Origin of the sequence: Paenibacillus lactis, from assembly GCF_017873605.1 — a bacterium.
GTDB classification, from domain to species: Bacteria; Bacillota; Bacilli; order Paenibacillales; family Paenibacillaceae; genus Paenibacillus_AQ; species Paenibacillus_AQ lactis.
Window position 1 is genome coordinate 1 of record NZ_JAGGKI010000010.1, and the last position, 20,580, is coordinate 20,580.

The following is a 20,580-nucleotide window of genomic DNA, read 5'->3' on the forward strand; positions in this document are numbered from 1 at the left end:
GCAGATTTAATTATCCGGTATTAGCTACCGTTTCCGGTAGTTATCCCAGTCTTGAGGGCAGGTTGCCTACGTGTTACTCACCCGTCCGCCGCTAACCAACGGTTTCCCGAAGGAAACCATCAGTCCGCTCGACTTGCATGTATTAGGCACGCCGCCAGCGTTCGTCCTGAGCCAGGATCAAACTCTCCAATAAAGATCGTCCGAAGGACGATCGACCTCGCCGGATTTGGGTTCCACTCGGATGAGTGAATCAAATCTGGTGAGTCTTGAAAGAGCGATTAAGCTCATTAGAAAAACTGACGAGAATTTGTTCAATTCTCTATTGTAACTCCCCGCCGAAGCGGTTCGTTTTACTCACTCGTTGTTCAGTTTTCAAAGATCAACCTTTTCGTTACCGGCGAATCCCGTTCGCATCAGCAACTCTTATAATATATCATATCCATTTCGATAATGCAAGAGGTTTTTTTAAGTTTTTTGATTTCTTAAAATCCAAACCAAAAATTATTCATCGACCTCTTCCCTGCCGCAAAGGCGTTCGTTTCGCGACTGGATTTATAATATATCATGAATCAATACTGTTTAACAATGCATAATTTTTTCCAAATCCATTATTGCAGCTTGTACTAATTAAAGAGTGGCTTTCAAAGCACTTAAAGCTCGTTCCGCCCTATATTTTACCACGCTTTGTATCCCTACTATAATGAGACAAGACGGCCGGTGACCGGCCGCCCTTCTACTAAAAATCCTAACATGGCTCTAAACCACTCACAACTTACCTCTAAGCTGTTACCCCTTATTTTTTCGCTAAACCTTTATCCTTTTATCCATGGGTTTTGCTGTTTGTTCTTTGCCGACTGCGGCTTCCGTGTTTTCTTGGCTGCAGTTCTGGAGGCTTTCCCCCCCGTCTGACGATGAACCTTTGCCTTGGCCGTCTTACTATTCTCTTCAATTGCAGCGTCACGAATTTCAGCTTCCTGATCGCTCTCTTCAACTGAATGATTCGTTGGAGGTGCATCTTCCGTAAAGCTTGAAGCAATTCCTACTCCTTGTTCTTCATTTTGACGGTCTATCCACATCTGTTCATAAGGGTTCATGAATGATGGATTTGCGCCGAAAGCTCCAATCGGTGCCGAAGGAACGCTGTAGGCACCCGACGAATTCATGGCACCATGCTGCCAATTATAAGGCATTGCATTCTCCGATGCGCCCTGGTTAGCATATGGATAACTTTGAGGCATACCGTAAAAAGGACTAACTTCTCCGCCCTGACAGCCGCAAGGTGAAGAGGCGTAGCCAAGCGGCGAAATCCCGTGATGTTCCGAGTACGGCATATAGTTAGAAGTAACTCCTGCCGTATAGGACTCGGAAACGGATACCTGGGAATACTCCATCCCAACCGAGTCCCCGGACAATCCCGGATAACCTCCCGCTGCATTTCCCCAAGCTTCTCCATAGGACGCCGGAACGGCCGGCTGTGGCACGTGGTAGTATGGATGAACGCTCTCTCCTTGCCATTTTACCGGTTCATGGCACCCGCATGGGGATTCCGGATAACCGTATTGCGGCATCGTAAACTGAGGCTCATGATATCCATGATGATGGTGATGTTGGTACGGACCAAGACATGGATGATCCGGAACATGGTGAATCGGAAACTCCGGACATGGATGCATGAAAGGTTGGACATGGAAATCAGCAACCTTCGGGCATGGTTCATCGACCGGAAGAACCGGATGCGGCATTGGCATTGTCTTTAACGGATACATTTGCTCCGGCTCAAAAGGTTTGTATTCCGGTTTGTATTCCGGTTTGTATTCCGGTTTGTATTCCGGTTTATACTCCGGTTTAAATTCTGGCTTGAACTCTGGCTTATACTCCGGTTTGTATTCTAGTTTAAATTCGGGTTTAATCTCCGGTTTATACTCGAGTTTAATCTCAGGTTTGTACTCGGGCTTAATCTCGGGCTTAATCTCCGGTTTGTACTCCGGCTCTACCTTTTTAGGCTCCTCCGGCAGAGGCGCAATCTCCGGTAGCTTCGGTAACACAGGCGGCTCTGGCATTGGCTGTGGCGGGGCCACCGGCGGCTGCGGTACGGGCTGGGTAATTTCTTCTTTGACGCCCGTGTAATCCTTGCTGCCCGGCTTCTTTTTGCCTGGAGCCATTTCAGCACTCATCGTTACGCCATCGCTGTCCCCCGTCTCCGTATAAATGCCAGATGAAGGGATGTTCACAATCTCTCCCACCAAAAGGGCATTCGGATTTTTAAGCTGCGGGTTGGCATCGATAATTTCTTTCAGGGTCACTCCCCAAGCTTTGGACAGCTTCCATAGAGAATCCCCTTGCTTTACCGTGTGCTTATGGATAATTGGCTGGCTGCCGCCAGGTACCGGAACGGGCTCTGTCGGAATTTTAATTTTAGCCCCGACATCAAGCTTATTCGGATCGACCAGCTGCGGGTTGGCATCGATGATCTTCGTTAACGGTACGTCAAATTTTTTGGACAGCTCATATAGGGTGTCGCCTTCCTTGACGATGTGTATCTTCACGCCGCTAAAACCTCCTACACTCTTCTAGGCGTCATGGTTATTCGCCCGTGTTCGTTACTACATCCTATGCAAGAAATGGGCGATTGACATCCCTCGATACAAAAAAAATCCTTTCATCGACATGAAAGGATTGTTCAATAAGCTTGATTTACTTGTCCGTAATCTTTAGGATTCCCAAACTTTATACCCGTCAATCTCAACGATTTTCCGGAATTCTTCAAGCAATCGGAGCGTAATCGGACCCGCTTGCCCTTTTCCGATGGTGCGCCCGTCAATTTCGCGTGCAGCGATGACCTCGGCGGCCGTACCTGTGAAAAATACCTCGTCGGCGATATACACATCATGCATGCTGAAAGGCTCTTCCTTAAGCGGAATGTCAAGCTTGCCGCACAGCTCGATAATCGCCTGGCGCGTAATGCCTTCAAGTGCGCCCAGGTAACAAGGCGGCGTTGTGACGACACCATTTTTCACGATAAAAATATTGTCTCCCGAACCCTCCGTAACATACCCTTGAGCGTTCATCATAATGGCTTCATCGGCCCCTGCGAAGTTTGACTGGATCTTAACGAGGATGTTGTTCAAATAGTTCAGCGACTTGATCTTCGGATTGAGCGCATCCGGAATGTTTCTGCGCTGGGCCACAGAAACCGCCCGCAAGCCGTTCAAATAAGCTTCCTCAGAATAGATTGCCAACTGTTCGACAATGATCAACACCGTCGGTTTCGGGCAGCGACGTGGATCAAGCCCCAGATTGCCGGCACCGCGCGACACGACGAGGCGGATGTAGCCGTCTCTCATATCGTTGCGGCGAATCGTCTCCGCCATTGCCTCCAGCAGCTCATCGTAGGCCAATGGAATAACTAGATCGATAGACTTGGCCGAATCGTATAAACGGTCCAAATGCTCTTTGCATTTGAAGATGTTGCCGTTATAAATCCGGATGCCTTCGAAAATGCCGTCCCCGTACAGGAAGCCGTGATCAAATACCGAAACTTTCGCATTCTCTTTCGTGACAAATTCTCCGTCTAAATAGATCCATTGCTCAGACATTTACTTTACCCCCAATTTCTCGCTTTCGTAGGCGTAACCCGGATACGATCCAAGCGTGCGGACTTGGCATCCGAGCGCTTCGATTTCTCCCATGGCGGCCGTCAACAGAACGGAATCGGCCGGAGCCATTACATCAATATAGAAATAATAGTTGCCGAGCTTTTTCTTGGTCGGCCGGGATTCGATTCGGGTCAGGTTCAGCCGTCTCCACGCAAATGCCGAAAGCACCTGATGCAGCGCACCCGGCACATCTTCCGGCAGCGTAACCAGAATGCTCGTCTTGACATGCTCCGGTGAACGGTCAATGGCGATCGGCTCATGGCCGATCAGCACGAACCGGGTGTAATTGTTGTCGTGATCCGTAATCCGCTCTGCGAGCAGATCCAATCCATGCTCCGCTGCACCGAGGGATGTTCCGATGGCCGCCCACCCTTTGCCCGGATTTTCTTTTACGATTTTAACGCCTTCGGACGTGCTGCCAACCTGTTCAAGCTCCGCCTGAGGGGCTGCTTTGGCCAGGAATTGGCGGCACTGGGCAGTCGCAACCTGATGGGACCAGATTTTCGTAATCTTGCTGAAATCCATCATTCCATCGGGTCCGCGGAATTCCGAAGCATTGCCGATCAAATTTTGAATCGACGGATACACCCACTCCACCTGCATCGGCATATCCACCTCATTGACAAGCCAATCCATATGGAGGCTTACAGAGCCCTCAATCGTATTCTCAATCGGAATGACGCTATAATCACTCTTGCCTTCGACCGTAGACATGAACACATCAGAGATCAGTTTGTAGTGGACCAGCTCGACAGGCTGATCGCCAAGAAGATATCGTATCGCTTCATGAGATACCGATCCTGAGGGCAACAAGGCTATTTTTTTCATGCGGTAACTTCCCCTCTAATCATATCCAAAAAGGATCTGTTGTTGATGTCGTCCATCGTCCGGACGCCCTCGGCTGCCGGGTCCAGACAGAAGCACGAGGCCGAAATGCCTTCGGCCTCCATCGCTTTCACCAAGTAAGCCTTGAGATCATCCACACGCCGATCGTCACGATCCACGAAAGCGATGATCGTCGGGCCTGCTCCGCTGAGCGCGACCCCCAGTGCGCCTTGATCAGGCGCTTCCGCCAGAATTCTCGGCATCCCGGGCACGAGCGGTGCCCGGTAAGGCTGGTGAATGCGGTCCTGCATCGCTGCACGGACAAGATCCAGGCGGCCTGCCGACAGGGCAGCCGTCATCAAGGACGATCGACTAATATTATATACGGCATCGGCCAAATTGACCTGGGCAGGCAGCGCCTCCCGTGCTTTGGACGTGGCCAGGTGGAAATCCGGAATGACGACCACCGTCCCGAGACGGGCCGGTGGGTCGATCCGGATATAATCCGCATGCTTTCCATCCCATACCGCCGTAATAATGCCGCCAAATAACGAGGCGCCAACGTTGTCCGGATGCTTCTCGAGGGCAGTCGCCATATCGAACAGCTTGGCCTCAGACAGCGGAGAGCCGATCAACGCATTGGCCGCGAACAAGGCGCCAACGATGGCGGAAGCGCTGCTGCCGAGTCCCCGGGCCAACGGAATGTCGGAATACATCGATATTTCAAGCTCGGGAACCGATTCTCCTGCTTCATCGAACACCATTTGCGCCACTTTATAGATCAAATTGCTTTTGTCGACCGGCACTCCCTTCATCTCGTCCCCGTAGAGATGAAATTCAGTGCGATCAGCCGGCTTCAGCTCGATCCAGGAGTATAGTGACAATGCCATGCCGAGCGTATCAAATCCGGGACCGAGGTTGGCCGTACTGGCCGGAACCTTCACCCTTACGCCTTGGGACAAACTCATACCTGCGCAGCCCCTTCAAGCTTCGCGATGGCTTCCATGACTGCGGACTCCGTATCGGATACGACCAGCGGTTCCGATTTGACGGTTGAAATCGCGATGTTCGGATCCTTCAATCCATGTCCAGTCAGAACGCAGACAACGGATTCCCCGCCTTTAAAATATCCTTCCCGCTTCATTTTATATACGCCTGCAATCGAAGCTGCGGATCCCGGCTCGGCAAAGATTCCTTCACGTGACGCGATTTTGCGGTAGGCTTCCAATATTTCCTCATCGGTTACATAGTTAATCTGGCCGCGGGACTCCTCGGCTGCAGCAACCGCCGTCTTCCAGCTGGCCGGATTGCCGATTCGGATTGCCGTTGCGACCGTTTCCGGATTAGCAATCGGCTCGCCTTTCACGATGGCCATGGCTCCTTCGGCCTCAAAGCCGAGCATTTTAGGAAGCGAAGCCGCTTTGCCGGCTGCATGGTATTCCTTGAAGCCTTTCCAATATGCGGAGATATTGCCCGCATTCCCAACCGGGATCGCCAGCACGTCCGGCGCTTTTCCCAACTGATCAACCACTTCGAATGCAGCCGTCTTCTGCCCTTCAATCCGGTACGGGTTCACGGAGTTGACGAGGGTAATCGGATGCTTAGCCGTGATCTCCCGGACGATTTCCAGTGCGCGGTCAAAATTGCCGTCGATGGCAATCACTTTGGCGCCGTAGATCATCGCCTGTGCGAGTTTGCCCAGGGCAATATTGTTGTTCGGGATAATAACGATGCAGTTCAACCCGCCACGCGCCGCATAAGCAGCCGCTGCAGCGGAGGTATTGCCGGTCGAGGCGCACATAATGGTGCGGCTGCCTTCCTCCATCGCCTTTGCTACCGCCATCACCATTCCCCGGTCTTTAAAGGAGCCTGTAGGATTCAGGCCTTCAAATTTAAAGTGCAGATCGATCCCTAGCTCCTCCGACAGGTTTTCGGCGCGGATCAGGGGCGTATTCCCCTCTTTAAGGGTCAGCAGCGGGGTTTGTTCATTAACGGGTAAATATTCTTTATAAGTTTGAAGCAGTCCTTCGTACGGCATCTCTCATGATCTCCTTTTCTATGAAAAAATATAGTCTCGGCTTCTATGAAAAAATATAGTCTCGGCTCTGATGCTCACTTCGCGGTCTTATGGGTTAGCCTTCTACGCGGTAGACGCTCTTGATCCGCCGAATAACCTCCAGGCCCTCGAAATGATTCAGCACCTTATCCATATTTGCCTTGCTCGCATGGTGCGTGACGATGATGATCTCTGCATCCGGATTCTGGTCATTCGGCTGCTGGACGACCGATTCCAGGCTTACGTCATGCTGTGCAAACACTTGGGTGATTTGGGCGAGTACACCCGCTTTATCATCGACATGCAGCAGAATGAAGTTTTTATACGAAATCTGCTCATCCGTCTTAAGCTTCTTCGGTTTATACGGAACGATCGCTTTCAGACCGTTCACGCCAAGCTTCATGTTTTTGATGATCGCGACCAGATCCGCCACAACGGAGGTCGCCGTCGGCATCTCGCCGGCACCCGCACCGTAGAACATTGTCTCCCCTACAGCTTCCCCATAGACGTAGACGGCGTTGAAAACACCGTTAACGGCTGCGATGGGATGTCCCGTGCGTACCATGGTCGGCTGCACGCTGATGCTGACCTCGTCGTCCTGACGCTCCGCGATGCCGAGCAGCTTCATCTCATAGCCCAGACGTTTGGCGTACGAAATGTCTTCTTTGGTTACTTGAGAGATTCCCTTGACCGATACATCCTGCAGCTCGACATTCGTCCGGAAACCAAGCGTTCCGAGAATCGCCATCTTGCGTGCCGCGTCCAGGCCCTCCACATCAGAGGTCGGGTCTGCCTCCGCATAGCCGAGCGCCTGCGCTTCAGCCAGTACGTCCTCAAAGGATGCGCCCTCCTGGCTCATTTTCGTCAAAATATAATTGGTCGTACCGTTCACGATCCCCATAATCTTCATAATGCGGTCCGATGAGAAGCCTTCAATCAGCGTCCGGATAATCGGAATACCGCCGGCTACGCTTGCCTCATAGAATACATCGCACTGCTTCTCTTGCGCTTTTGCCAAAATCTCGGCGCCGTGCAGAGCCATCAGATCCTTATTCGCCGTCACGATATGCTTGCCGCGGTCCAGCGCTTCCAAAATGTACGTCTTCGTCTGATCGATGCCGCCCATAACTTCCACAATGACATCAATCTCCGGATCCCGGATCACTTCCCACGGATCCTCCGTCAGCTTGCTCTGATCCACACTGACGCTGCGGTATTTCTCCAGATGCTTCACCGCAATCCGCTCGATCACGATCGGTGATCCGACCTGGCTGCTCAGATCCTCCTGATGACCTTCTACAATTCGCACAACCCCAGTTCCTACTGTTCCCAATCCTAAAAGTCCTATCTTCACCGGCTTCATTCCTACAATTACCTCCCGTATCCCATCACAATAAGCGATTTACTTAACTATGAAACGAATTATCCTTGCCCGATCATCTGTACTTTGCGTACGCCGGTGATCCGGCGCAGACCGTCCAACAAATCGTCGAGCTCTTCAATCAAACGGGAGACCTCAACAGAGATCACCACGTTTGCGATCCCCTGTAAAGGAATGCTCTGGTGGATGGTCAGCACATTGCCGCCTTCACCGGCAACCAATCCAAGCACCTCTGACAGCATGCCCGAACGGTGCTCCATATCAATCGATATGGTGACAATTTCATCCCGCTCCAGCTGATTGATCGGATGGATGCCATCCTTATACTTATAAAAGGCGCTGCGGCTAAGCCCTACCTGCTCAACAGCTTCATGGACCGTCTTGACGTCGCCGGAGGCCAGCAGCTTCTTCACCTGCATCGTTTTGACCACAGCTTCGGGAAGGATGTCTTCCCGGACCAAATAATAGCGTTCCTTCACAAAACGTCCTCTCCTCAAAGACTACTGTTTTCGTATAGTGGACATTATACTGGATATATCGGGCAAGGGCAATACATAAATGTCCCTTTTTTCGCGTTGGCAGCATCTTCATGTCCAGGCTATAACCTATACTATATCGCAAATTTTATAGGAACTCATCGTTAACCCTGTAAAATTGTAAATTTAGCGAAGAAAAAACGCCCATACTACGCTTAAAGCGAAGAATGAAGTACCTCGGGCCCGCGACAGCAAACAAGTCCCTTAAAGGGACTTGTGGGGCCAAATGCAGCGTTGCAGAAGCAAACAAGTCCCTAAAAGGGACTTGTCACGCCCAATCCAGCGCTGAAATAGCAAACAAGTCCCTTAAAGGGACTTGTTGTGCCCAATCCAGCGCTGCAGGAGCAAACAAGTCCCTAAAAGGGACTTGTCGCGCCCAATCCAGCGCCACAGTAGCAAACAAGTCCCTAAAAGGGACTTGTCGCGCCCAATCCAGCGCCGCAGTAGCAAACAAGTCCCTAAAAGGGACTTGTCGCACAGGCCGGCTTTTATCCTTACACGCTTGGGCCACTCGATCAAGGCGACCAGTGCTTTAGAAGGGGCTTGGGCAGATCCCCCTTTTTCGAACCCTCCGTCTACCCGATCCTGCTGTGCCTCAGCAGCGTGCCGCAATAGTCACACTCCTTGTGCTCGCCGCGGGCCACGGACGATTTCGCACCGCATCCGGGGCATTCTATCCAATACGGGCCGTCCTCTTCCGGTGTCTCCGTCCGCTCTGCCGTCAAAATCACGGCTGCTTGATTCAGGACCGAGTTCAGCTGCTCATCAAGGCTCTGTGCACCACTGGTTTCGCTGAAGTCTTCCCGGCTCCGCAAGGACGGGATTTTCACGACCCCGTTCTCGATCCGTCCATGGGGGAGCAAATGCATGCGAAACATATCATTCAAATCCCGGATCACCTGCTCCGGTCCCTGCCTAACCGCCTGGGCAATGTACGGGATATGGAACAGCCTCCTTCGGACGATGGCATCCGTATAAACCTCGATCAGCATTCCGAAGCTTTGGTCCCGCTTGTTTCCGATCACGAACAAAATGACTGCCGGAAGCAGAAAAACGATTCCCAAGAAGATCGTGACTTCCGTAAGACTCCCGGTCTCCCCGGTGCCGGTGCTGCCGACGATCATCAAAAACTCAAGGACCATAAACGTAATTAGCAATACCCAGCCCAAGAGCCTGTAATTTCTCCCCTTGCAGCTGTTTCGTCGCTGGGTGGCAATCATTCGAATGGCGGCCAGCACCATAGCTAGCGGAAAAAATAAAACGGCAGCCACGAGGATAAGGGCATCGGTTGTGGAAAATTTCAATTTATAAGGTTTCAAAGGCATACCCATACGTTATCTCCTTGATCTGCTTTTATGTAGAACCTGCTTTTGCATGTAAAAGCTGCATATTACGGTCCTGCACCGTTCTGAGGATATCCCGGATCATGCGTGCCGTTTCCTCGGCCACCTCCGGGCGGGCTTCGGCGCTGACTTCACCGATCAGTGTCACCTGATCCTCCAATACCGCGATTTTCTCCCGGATCAAATGCTCCATTTCATGGAGGGAGGCATGGGGAATGGGATCGCTGTAGCGAAGCGTCTCCTCCAGTTCAGCCAAATCCCGGTCCAGCAAGGGGATATCCTCGCCTGACAGCAGGTTCAGCTTTCCCCGGATCGCTCCAACCCAAGCGACCGTTTCACGCTTCCTTGCTGTGTGCTCCCCCTCCTTCTCCTCATGAGCGAATGCATACCTGCCGATCAGAGAGACTAAAGCCAAAACAACGGCAAATCCCAATAACGTCATCGCATGGATTTTGAGATACGCCGGCCCTGAGAGCTTAAACAGGTTTCCCAGCAAAATCACCTCAAGGATGACGGATACGGCATACACCCCGATAATGAAGCCCATGGCGATCGTAAAAGGGGCCTTGGAGGCAGCAGCTTTGCGTCTGCGTTGATGGATGCAGGATCCGGTAAAAAGAAGCACAGACGCCTCAGCGAAACCAATGGCAATGCCGGACATCCACGCGTTGATATCGGTCAGCCCGCCAATAAAACCGAATAGCAGTATCGTTGCCACCGGCACGATCGCGGCAGCCAACCAGAAACCGTTTCGAGTTGCGACTCTTGACGTCATGATGGATCACCGCTTTCACTTTCCATTAACCGATGCCCGCATTCCATGCAGAACTTCTGCCCCGGCTGTACCTCATGATTGCAGTTAGTGCATTGAAGCCTATGGCTTGCTCCGCAGTTCGGACAGAATTTCGCCCCCGGGTCCAGCAAGTGGCTGCATTCCCGGCAAGGGATTGGCAGCTGGGCGCCGCATTCCGCGCATATCTTGGCATTCGCCGGATAATCATAGCCGCAGGATGGGCAGGCTCTGTACGGATCTCCGCAGTTCAGGCAAAACTTCGCATGACGGGGGATCACATGACCGCAATCGGTGCACAAAATATCGCGAGCCGGCTTGTCCGGCTTCTGCACATGGGCCGGCTGACCACAGCCTGAACAAAACCGGGAATGCTCGTCGATCAACGTTCCGCACTCGGTACAGGCTCTTGGCTTCAGTCCGGGGCCGTCCGCAGTCGGTACCTCAGTGTCCCTTAACACTCGGGTCATCGTCTCATATACCGGACCAGCCATGCCGATCCCTACGCCCAGCCCGCTGCCGATGATTCCCGCCGGGCTCCCGGGATTCTTCGCGGCTCCTTCCAGCGTATCGAAGGTCCGCTCCTGATGATATGTATAGCCGATAATGTCCATTTCCGCTTTCTTCGCCAATGCTTCCTTAATTCGAAGAGCCGCGGGGTCATCTTCCGGTATGTTGATGGAATCGACAAAGAAATTGAGCAGCGTAATCCCCATCTCATCGAACGATAGAGCAATCGCTTCCATAATGTGCTTTGATATTTCCGTCATATAGGCGCTGATTTCGACGACGCTGATTTTTTTGAAAATGATGTACGAGGAGATGATATCCTTAATATTGGACATAAGAATCCCCCGGTAATATTTGACCAAGGTGCTTTGATCAAAGGTTGGCAGCGTGCCGACCATTTTCCCCAAAAATTTTCTCGGATCGCTGATCTGGACCCCGAACTGTCCGAATGCCCGCACGGAGACGATAATATTATATTTGGAATCCTGGAGCTGTATCGGCGCGCTCGTCCCCCACTTCACATCCAGTGAGCGCATTTTGTTGATAAACCATACTTCAGCGGTAAACAGGGATTTGCCGCCGAACGGAAGATTGATGATATTCGATAAAATCGGAATGTTTGCAGTGCTTAGCGTATGCCTGCCTGCAGAGAAGGAATCCAAGGCTTGGCCGCCCTTATATAAAATCGCCTCCTGCGATTCATGAACGATAAGTTGGGTCCAGGTGCCCAGTTCCTGGTTCGGATAACGCCAAGCAAACACATCCGGCGGGCCTTCAAATTTAACAACGTCAATGATTGCCATAGTTCTGCTCTCCTTTTGCACGGTTCGTCCGATCTGATGATCAATAAAAAAAAGGTACAAATGTACTACTATTGTATACGATTTGACTGGTAAATGGATGAAAAATTTGGGAATGCGGGCATATTCGCGCTCTTTAGCGTACAAAAAAACCGCCAAGCCTGCTTGCATACAGACTTAGCGGTATCTCTTTATCAAACAAAACCAGCGGCGCTCGAAGGCCCCGATTGGGGGATGTTCCATCCTTCTGTTCTGCTCTTAATAATAGCTGCTTCCTTCAACAAACTCGAATTCAAAATCGCCGATTCGTACAATCGTTCCTTCCGTTGCACCGCGCTTGCGAAGCTCCTCGTCCACACCCATATGGCGCATGGTCCGGGCAAGCTTCAGAATCGCGTCATGCGAATTCATCTGCATCCGCTTCAGCATCCGCTCGATCCGTTCGCTGTGCACGACATACATTTCATTGTCGCGGGTAATCGTGAACGAGTTGTCATTCTGGGCTTTGAACTTGTAGACCTTCCGCTCGGCAACCTCGGTCACCTCTTCCACCGTTGGCTCTTCCGGCATGCTCTCAAGAATATCCATCGTTCGGTACAGAAGCTCCTGGATCCCTTGACGGGTCAGTGAAGAAATGGGCATAACTTCAATGTCCGGGCGGATCGCCTTTACCTTCTCGGTGAAGACGGCCAGATTCTCTTCGGCTTCAGGCATATCCATCTTATTGGCAGCCACAATTTGCGGGCGGTCCATCAGAGCCGCATTGTAGAGCCTGATCTCATCATTGATCTTCTCCCAATCCTCGAACGGGTCCCTGCCCTCCGTACCGGCCATATCCACCACATGAATAATGACGCGCGTCCGCTCTACATGCCGGAGGAACTCATGTCCGAGTCCGACGCCCTCATGGGCGCCCTCGATCAATCCGGGCAGATCGGCCATGACGAAGTTTCGGCCATCGCCCACTTCCACCATACCGAGATTTGGCGTGATGGTCGTAAAATGATAGGCTCCAATCTTAGGCTGCGCGGCGGAAACGACCGATAACAGCGTAGACTTGCCGACGCTCGGGAAGCCGACCAGACCGACATCGGCCATAACCTTAAGCTCCATTACGACATATCGCTCTTCGCCCTCTTCACCGTTCTCGGCGAGCTCCGGCGCAGGATTGTTTGGCGTTGCGAAACGGATATTTCCCCGTCCCCCACGTCCGCCTCTGGCTACAACGACCTGCTGCCCATGCCGGGTCAGATCCCCGATCACTTCGCCCGTGTCGTCATCCATCAGGATCGTGCCGGGCGGTATGCGCACAATCAAATTTTCAGCGTTGGCGCCATGCTGGCTTTTGTTCCGTCCCTTTTCTCCGCGCTTGGCCTTAAAATGCTTCTGGTAACGGAAATCCATCAGCGTACGCAGTCCTTCATCCACTCGAAATATGACATCGCCGCCTTTGCCGCCGTCACCGCCGGCAGGGCCGCCCTCAGGCACATACTTCTCACGGCGGAATGCAATGAGGCCATCTCCTCCGTCTCCGCCTTTTACGTAAACTTTCGCTTTATCTACAAACATGATATCACCTTCCTCAAGTCACTAACGGCAGGTATAAGCGGTACGTGGGTTCCCCCGGCTCCGTCTGTTCCACCCGAACGCCTTCGTCCTGTACGGCTTGTTCGATCTGAAGCCTTAAGCTGTCGGGTTCTCCGAAGTCTCCTTCACCCTGTGCCCATACAATCAGCTCATGCTCCTGCTGCATAAATGTTAACGCTAACTCCCGGGTTTCTCCCCATGACGCCTTCCCGCTCATCTGGAAAGCCTTGACCGTCCGAATAATCGTTTCGGCCACCCGATCGGCCGTTCCTGGCGAGACCTTGCCTTCCAACTGGACTTGATCCACAATGTCAACTTCCAGCTGCAGATTGTTGCCGGAGGTCCGGTATGAATGTAAATAAAAAACCAGAGAAGGGATGCCCAGCTTGGATATTTTGCTCTCCAGCGCCATCCGCTCTTTTATTCTTTCCACACAAGCCACGGATTTATCAAGCTTGCCTAATTGAATATAGCCGTATAAAATTTGAAGTTCATTCATCCAATCATGTCGGTGATGATTCAACATCCGAATCGACGCGTGCTCCATATTCCGAACGATCGCCTGCTGCCTGCGCTTCTCCGACCGCAGCACAAGCCATGCAGCGCCAACCGAAGCAGCCGCAGCCCAGATCGCCGTTACGGCACCCGCTGCGAGACTAGGCTTCCATACCATCCATGCTACCGGCAAGACTGAGGTTAAACCGGCCCCAGCCGTTATCCATATCCAGGATTTCATCGCTTCTCCTCGTCTTTCAACAGCAATTGGTTACATTCACCAGATCTCAGTATATCACAGTCTTTCCGCACGGTTCATCCCCTGGATGATGATCTTGGCAAATTTCAATACGAATTACGGTGGAAGGCCAGCGATCGAAGGCGCTGCAGGCTAACGGTTACTCCACCTTGGCTTCGAAGATGCTAACCAACTCGACGACCGGATACCCCGCCCACGGAGTGAAGCAAGCCCCTTCTTATAATTAAAAAAAGAAGCCCCGGCAACGATGCCGAAAGGCTTCTTCTGTAAGCAGTATAAGAAACGATTAAGCTTCCACTGCAGCCGCTACAGGAGCGACTTCAACCGGGTAGACGCTCACTTTCTTGCGGTCACGGCCCCAACGTTCGAATTTCACAACGCCGTCCACTTTCGCAAACAAAGTATCGTCTTTACCGATACCCACGTTCGTGCCTGGGTGAATTTTCGTACCGCGTTGACGAACCAAGATGCTGCCGCCGGTCACAACTTGACCGTCCGCACGCTTCACGCCAAGGCGCTTCGCTTCACTGTCACGACCGTTCTTCGTGGAACCTACACCTTTTTTCGATGCGAATAACTGAAGATCCAATTTCAACATGTTGTCTACCTCCTTCTTTAAGTAGTCAATTCTTGTATTCGTATATATTTGCCGTATGAATCGGCAATTCCCTGCAACATGACAACCATCGACTCGAGAAGCAGCTGAACTTGACCCGATGCAGATTCGTCTGCACTCTTCGGAAGATTCGCGCTGAGAAAGCCGCCCTTCATCCGGGTCTCCATAACGGTTCCGGTAAGAGCCTCGACGGAATTGACCGTCCCCACCGTGATGCTGGATACTCCGGCACACACGATATCTTGTCCGGGATCGGCATAGCCCGCATGTCCCTCAACCTTAAAGCTACGGATTCGTCCATCTTCCCCGCGCAGGATCTGTACCGTAATCACTTACCGCACCCTCTTACGCTTGGATCTTCTCGATGGTTACTTTCGTATAAGGCTGACGATGACCTTGCTTCTTGTGGTAGTTCTTCTTCGGCTTGTATTTGTATACAACGACCTTGCGGCCTTTACCGTGCTTCTCCACTTTCGCAGTCACAGTTGCACCGGCTACAACCGGAGTACCTGCTACCAGTCCGTCCTCTTTGGAAACGGCCAGTACACGGTCGAAAGTCACGCTCTCTCCGTCACCTGCATTCAGCTTCTCGATGAACAATACATCGCCCTCTTGAACTTTGTATTGCTTACCGCCTGTTTCGATAATAGCGTACATTTGCTTGCACCTCCCTATGTCTCAGACTCGCCTGGAAAAGGTGACTGTCCTTACCTGAACAGCGCTTATAAACCCAACCGGAGCGGTTACAGCATGTGCAGCAATAGATTACTTCACACATACCCAATGATAATATCATAATCCTTATTCAACGTCAACCTCCAGAAGGAAGAACAAATCCTCTCCCTCCGCAGGCACCGCAAGGCTTGGCAAAGGGCAGCGGCATGCTCTCTCTCGCTTTCTTACGGGTCATTTCCAGCAAATCCAGCTTGGTCCAGCCTACGACAAAGGTCTTGCTCCGATCCTTCCGGATCGCCTCCTCCATTGCCGCCGCTACCTGATGCCGATGCTCCTCGCGCTCCATATCGATGAAGTCGACGATGATGATCCCTCCGATGTCCCACAGCCGCAATATGCGTGCAATCTCGCGAGCGGCCAGCAGGTTGGTCTGGAGAATCGTCTCGCCCAGATTATCCCCGCCGATATATTTGGCGGTATTGACATCGATAATGGTCATCGCTTCCGTCTGGTCAATGACGATCGTAACCCCTTCCGGCAGCGCAATCTTTCTTGCGAAGCCGGTCTTCAGCTGATCATCAATCCCGTAAGCCTGGAAGAGCGGGACGCTCTCCGAATAATGGATAACCTTTGGCTCGATGCCCGGGACGCTGTCCTTCAGGTAGCTAATCGTCTCCTCGGCTTTGGGCAGGCTGTCAATCACGAGCTCATCCTCATAAGGATCAAATGAATCCCTGATCAGGCGCTGCAAAAGGCCAAGATCCCGATGGAGCAAAGCGGGAGCTTGAAGCTTCCGTGCCTTTTCCGTTATTCTCGCCCATTCTTCCCTTAAAAACTCAAGATCACTGCGGATAAAATCGATGGGCTCATCCTCCGAAACCGTCCGGATAATGATGCCCTCTTCCCCGGTTCGCAGCTGCTCTCCAATCCCCTTCAGCCGGCTGCGCTCCGCATCGCGCTCGATCTTCTTCGAGACGGCGACATAATCGGCTGTCGGCATGTATACCATGCATCTGCCCGGAAGGGAGAAATGCGTTGTCACCCTGGCTCCCTTGCCTCCTCTCGGCTCTTTCATCACTTGAACGATCAGCTCTTGGCCGACGGTCAGCAGCTGCGAGATCGAGGGTTTCTGCTTCGGCTGTTTCTCAAGATGCGGATGAAGCACATCATCAACATATAAAAATGCGTTCTTCTTCAGTCCGATATCGACAAAGGCTGCCTGCATCCCGGGCAGCACATTGACAACCTTTCCCTTGTAAATGCTTCCGACTACGCTCTGCTCGGAATTTCGCTCAACCGCGAATTCCGCTAATCTCCCATCCTCGATGAGAGCCATCTGAATGTTCTCATGTTCACAATGAACGATCATTTGCCTCATGGCTTCACCTCACAAACGGAAGACGAACTCTATGATTCTATCCTACCACAATTTGGATGAATGAAGCAGACAGAATCGGCCCACCCTGCGTCTCCCTCATGATGTTTACGATTTTACGCATATCAGGGTGGTCCATTTGATGCGAAGTACGAAGAGATGACATGCTGTTCAGGCACAACGGCGAGCAAACGGCCCGGTCCGCCCATCACATATATCAAATGATACTTCTCTCTTTTAAATAGACGCATGATATCACTCAAAGGTTTCGCAGAATCGGCTACGATCGGCTGCGCCGGTCCGAGCCGCTCCAAATTTCGTTCATAAATCTCGCTGCGCTGCACAAGAAATCGGAGAAAACGGTAAGGCACATTCCGGTGATCCTCAAAGTTGGAGTATGCCAGAAACAGCCCGATCATCAGCAGGTTGAGGCGGATCCCGCCGCCGGAGGATAAGGGAGCAAGTCCGTAAGCGATCATCAGCAGACTGCCGCATATGCCGGCCCGGGAAGTCCATACCAGCGTTGCGTGGTAAGGAGCGATTAAACTGATCAGCGCCTGGAGCACCTTTCCTCCATCAAGAGGCAGAATCGGCAGGAGATTGAATAGAGCGATCATCACATTTCCCTGGATAATATAAGCCAGCATCGCCTCGTCTCCCCAGCCGGCCCAGCGGCAGCAGAGGGCAAGTCCGATCATGATGGCATTTTGGAGCGGACCTGAAAGCGCGATGACGATTTCCTTCCATGCCGTCATCCGCCCATCGTCCTCTATAACAGCAACGCCGCCGAACGGCAGCATCTGAATGGCTCTCACCTTGAACCCCATCGCTGCAGCGGCGGCGGCATGACCTAATTCATGGATAAAGACGATGATGAATAATGTAAGCAGCTCGAGAAAACGTCCCGTTACGACGGAAGCCAGCATGACGATGACAAAAAGCGGATGCAGCGACAGGGCTGTCCCCTTAAAATTAATCAAGCGGCATCACTTCCGCAGGGTCCACGTCCCGGTTGCCCTCTTTGAGAACAAAATAAAGCGTCGGGGGACTGCCCGAATCCGTCGATTGAAGCGTACCGATCGGATCTCCGCCCTGCACCCAATCGTTGACCTTCAGCCCGGTCTCCGCCAGTCTGCTGTAAATCGCCTTCCGGTTTCCCGTATGCTGAATTAAAACCGATATCCCGTTCTCCGGATGCTCTGTCACCTCCAGTACCCGGCCGGTCTCAATGCTTCTGACCGCCCGCTGGGATAACGATCCTCCTGCGGCTTCCAGCACGATTCCCTTCAGATCTACAGCAAAGGATTGCACCAACCTGCCTTCAAGCGGAGGAATGAGCGATGTGGATGCATTCACTTTGGTGGAGTGCTCATCGGTTTGCCCGAAAATCGGAATAAAGGATGGAGCTTCTCCAAAATGCTCTTCGTACCATACCTGGGCCGCGCGGAAATCCATCTCACGGCTCAGCCCTTCGATGATAAAGGCCTGCGTTCGCAGAGCCCATGGCTGCTGCATGGAAAATATCCCCCACACGATGCCGAACAGCAGCGCGCTCACGACGAGGCGTCGAACAAGGCCGGGCAGAAAGGATCCCCTTCGCGGCGGATTCGGAGCGTCGCCGGGATCTATAGTGTCGTACCAGCCGCGATATCCCTGCTGCTTCCAGAGCCGCTCGGGATCCGGCTCCATATCGGCCGAGGACCGATCGGGCAATGCCGGTCTGACATTCGCCTTCTGAGCCCGCTCGGGCTCTTTGGCCTCCGGCTTGACCGTCTCCGCTTGTCCAGGCAGCGCCGGCCACGACTTGTCCGGCGGGAGCGAATGCTGTCCGCCCTCGAGCAGCTCCCGGATCCGGGCTTCCCTACGATGTTTCACTGAGGATTTAACGTCCATAAGCTCTCCCCCTTGGGGCTTGTTTGTTAATCTGTCTGCCTCAAGATCCTTCGGCAGATCTCTTCTTGTCCTATCATATGAGGGAGGGAAAGCCGTTTAGAACAAGCCCTGCTCATCTTGATGAGCCGGATCCGGTAGAAATGCCGTTGCCTTCGTGAGAACCTCTTACGCGAGCGTCTTCCAACAGTAAAAAGGGGTATCCCGCCAGATCCAAGATCTGTTGGGATACCCCTGCTGCTCTATATGAAACTGAAACTTCGTTTAACCCATTCCGAAAAACTTCTTGAACTTGGTGAACATGCCCTTTTTCTGATGAATCTGCATCAGAGGCACGGTATCGCCAAGAATTCGGCGTGCGATGTTCCGATAGGCGATCGCCGCCTGGGAATCCGGATTCATGACGGTCGGCTCCCCACTATTGGCCGCCTTGATAACCTTCTCGTCATCGGGCACGATGCCGATCAAATCGATGTTCAGCACCTGCAGCACATCTTCAATCTCGAGCATGTCGCCGGTCTTCACCATGTTCGGACGGATCCGGTTCACGATCAGCTTCGGCGATTCCACATGGGAGCTCTCCAGAAGCCCGATAACCCGGTCTGCGTCCCGAACGGCTGCGTTCTCCGGCGTCGTAACGACAATGGCTTTATCGGCGCCGGCAATTGCATTCTTGAAGCCCTGTTCGATTCCTGCAGGGCAATCGATGATGATGTATTCGAATTCTTTCTTGAGTTCGAGAACGATATCCTTCACTTGATCCGGAGAAATCGCGTTCTTATCCTTCGTCTGGGCTGCAGGCAGCATATACAGATCGTCAAAGCGCTTGTCCTTGATCAACGCTTGATTGAGCCGGCATCGCCCTTCTGCAACGTCGCATATGTCGTAAATAATCCGGTTCTCCAGGCCCATGACGACATCCAAATTGCGCAGACCGATATCCGTATCCACCAAACACACTTTTTTTCCCAAGAGTGCTAAAGCTGTGCCGATGTTCGCCGATGTCGTCGTTTTACCGACTCCGCCCTTACCAGAAGTTACGACGATTGCCTCTCCCATGTACTACACCCCTTTAAACACATTAAAATCCCGACCCAAACGTGAGATGTTGCTGATCTTGTCGATCTCCATGCTTCCGTTCTTCAAATAAGCAAATTCCATGACCGTCTCGCGCGTCTCCCATTCGTCCGGCGGCCGGCTGATCATTTGAGAAATCCGGAGCTGGGTAGGAGCGAAATACGAAGCGGCAATAATCGCTTCTTCGTTGCCGTCCACACCGGCATGCGCGGTTCCGCGCAGCGCGCCCAGTATGTATATATCACCGGTGCACGTAATGACGCCCCCGGGATTGACGTCTCCTAGGAATAGGAGATCTCCATCATGGTGCAGCACCTGCCCTGATCGCACGATTCCCGTCATCAGCTCCAGCTGGCTGCCGGGAGGGGTCTCCGGCTCGATCGGCGGGGACTCTACATTGCGGATTAGAAGATTTCCTTTTTGCTTTAATATATCGAGAATCATCTGCTTTTCTTCTTCGGATACTTTACGGGATCCCAGCTTTACATCCACATGAATGATCGGTCCGGTCAAAATATTCTGGTGACTGTGCTCCAGCTTATACCTAAGCTCCTGGAGCAGCTCGTCGAGCTCACATTGATCGTCAAGCAGGAATACCAGGCCATCCTTAATGCCCTTAATCGTCACATGATTGGATTTTACAGCCATAAGACCTGTCCCTCCCATCCTAGTACATTTCGCGCTCAAACCTTCAAGTTCCTGCTAGTCT

Annotated in this window: 20 protein-coding genes, 1 rRNA gene and 1 other annotated feature; all 21 genes read right to left on the reverse strand. The window is 52.3% G+C overall.

Going from position 1 to position 20,580, the window contains the following annotated elements; translation table 11 throughout:
- Positions 1–193, reverse strand: a 16S ribosomal RNA gene (locus J2Z18_RS18205); the annotation flags it as partial.
- Between the two features lie 619 nt (positions 194–812).
- Positions 813–2,546 (reverse strand): LysM peptidoglycan-binding domain-containing protein, encoded by a 1,734-nt coding sequence (locus J2Z18_RS18210; protein WP_210095136.1) that lies wholly within the window; start codon positions 2,544–2,546, stop codon positions 813–815.
- 165 nt (positions 2,547–2,711) lie between these two features.
- Positions 2,712–3,596, reverse strand: a complete 885-nt coding sequence (gene ilvE, locus J2Z18_RS18215; protein WP_007130706.1) for a branched-chain-amino-acid transaminase — start codon at positions 3,594–3,596, stop codon at positions 2,712–2,714.
- Positions 3,597–4,484: a prephenate dehydratase gene (gene pheA / locus J2Z18_RS18220; protein WP_007130707.1), complete on the reverse strand. Its 888-nt coding sequence runs from the start codon at positions 4,482–4,484 to the stop codon at positions 3,597–3,599.
- Positions 4,481–5,449 (reverse strand): homoserine kinase, encoded by a 969-nt coding sequence (gene thrB, locus J2Z18_RS18225; protein WP_028407031.1) that lies wholly within the window; start codon positions 5,447–5,449, stop codon positions 4,481–4,483. Before thrB ends, pheA begins: the two co-directional genes overlap by 4 nt.
- Entirely contained in the window at positions 5,446–6,519 is a 1,074-nt protein-coding gene (gene thrC / locus J2Z18_RS18230) for a threonine synthase (protein ID WP_028407032.1), read from the reverse strand. The genes thrB and thrC overlap by 4 nt, the downstream gene beginning before the upstream one ends.
- Positions 6,520–6,613: 94 nt before the next feature.
- On the reverse strand, positions 6,614–7,900 hold the full coding sequence (locus tag J2Z18_RS18235; protein ID WP_210095137.1) for a homoserine dehydrogenase: 1,287 nt from the start codon (positions 7,898–7,900) through the stop codon (positions 6,614–6,616).
- A 59-nt stretch (positions 7,901–7,959) separates the two neighbouring features.
- On the reverse strand, positions 7,960–8,397 hold the full coding sequence (locus tag J2Z18_RS18240) for an ACT domain-containing protein (RefSeq protein ID WP_077569210.1): 438 nt from the start codon (positions 8,395–8,397) through the stop codon (positions 7,960–7,962).
- Positions 8,398–9,029: 632 nt separating this feature from the next.
- Positions 9,030–9,779 (reverse strand): hypothetical protein, encoded by a 750-nt coding sequence (locus J2Z18_RS18245; protein ID WP_210095138.1) that lies wholly within the window; start codon positions 9,777–9,779, stop codon positions 9,030–9,032.
- 28 nt (positions 9,780–9,807) lie between these two features.
- On the reverse strand, positions 9,808–10,572 hold the full coding sequence (locus J2Z18_RS18250; RefSeq protein WP_210095139.1) for a hypothetical protein: 765 nt from the start codon (positions 10,570–10,572) through the stop codon (positions 9,808–9,810).
- A complete protein-coding gene (locus tag J2Z18_RS18255; RefSeq protein WP_210095140.1) occupies positions 10,569–11,900 on the reverse strand; it encodes an SPFH domain-containing protein in 1,332 nt (443 codons plus the stop codon). Before J2Z18_RS18255 ends, J2Z18_RS18250 begins: the two co-directional genes overlap by 4 nt.
- Before the next feature lie 255 nt (positions 11,901–12,155).
- Entirely contained in the window at positions 12,156–13,466 is a 1,311-nt protein-coding gene (gene obgE, locus J2Z18_RS18260; RefSeq protein WP_007130715.1) for a GTPase ObgE, read from the reverse strand.
- Between the two features lie 13 nt (positions 13,467–13,479).
- Entirely contained in the window at positions 13,480–14,220 is a 741-nt protein-coding gene (locus J2Z18_RS18265; protein ID WP_007130716.1) for a Spo0B domain-containing protein, read from the reverse strand.
- A 304-nt stretch (positions 14,221–14,524) separates the two neighbouring features.
- Positions 14,525–14,836, reverse strand: a complete 312-nt coding sequence (gene rpmA / locus J2Z18_RS18270) for a 50S ribosomal protein L27 (protein WP_007130717.1) — start codon at positions 14,834–14,836, stop codon at positions 14,525–14,527.
- A 17-nt stretch (positions 14,837–14,853) separates the two neighbouring features.
- Positions 14,854–15,186 carry a ribosomal-processing cysteine protease Prp gene (locus J2Z18_RS18275; RefSeq protein ID WP_077569218.1) on the reverse strand — a complete coding sequence of 111 codons (333 nt, stop codon included), beginning with the start codon at positions 15,184–15,186 and terminating at the stop codon, positions 14,854–14,856.
- Positions 15,187–15,199: 13 nt separating this feature from the next.
- Entirely contained in the window at positions 15,200–15,511 is a 312-nt protein-coding gene (gene rplU / locus J2Z18_RS18280) for a 50S ribosomal protein L21 (protein WP_007130719.1), read from the reverse strand.
- 13 nt (positions 15,512–15,524) lie between these two features.
- Positions 15,525–15,609: a sequence feature (ribosomal protein L21 leader region), on the reverse strand.
- Between the two features lie 56 nt (positions 15,610–15,665).
- Positions 15,666–16,907, reverse strand: a complete 1,242-nt coding sequence (locus J2Z18_RS18285) for an Rne/Rng family ribonuclease (RefSeq protein ID WP_210095141.1) — start codon at positions 16,905–16,907, stop codon at positions 15,666–15,668.
- Positions 16,908–17,029: 122 nt separating this feature from the next.
- A complete protein-coding gene (locus J2Z18_RS18290) occupies positions 17,030–17,884 on the reverse strand; it encodes a M50 family metallopeptidase (protein WP_007130721.1) in 855 nt (284 codons plus the stop codon).
- Positions 17,877–18,797 carry a M23 family metallopeptidase gene (locus J2Z18_RS18295; protein ID WP_210095142.1) on the reverse strand — a complete coding sequence of 307 codons (921 nt, stop codon included), beginning with the start codon at positions 18,795–18,797 and terminating at the stop codon, positions 17,877–17,879. Before J2Z18_RS18295 ends, J2Z18_RS18290 begins: the two co-directional genes overlap by 8 nt.
- 261 nt (positions 18,798–19,058) lie before the next feature.
- Positions 19,059–19,853 carry a septum site-determining protein MinD gene (gene minD, locus J2Z18_RS18300; protein WP_007130723.1) on the reverse strand — a complete coding sequence of 265 codons (795 nt, stop codon included), beginning with the start codon at positions 19,851–19,853 and terminating at the stop codon, positions 19,059–19,061.
- 3 nt (positions 19,854–19,856) lie between these two features.
- Positions 19,857–20,519 carry a septum site-determining protein MinC gene (gene minC, locus J2Z18_RS18305; RefSeq protein ID WP_007130724.1) on the reverse strand — a complete coding sequence of 221 codons (663 nt, stop codon included), beginning with the start codon at positions 20,517–20,519 and terminating at the stop codon, positions 19,857–19,859.
- Positions 20,520–20,580: the final 61 nt, after the last annotated feature.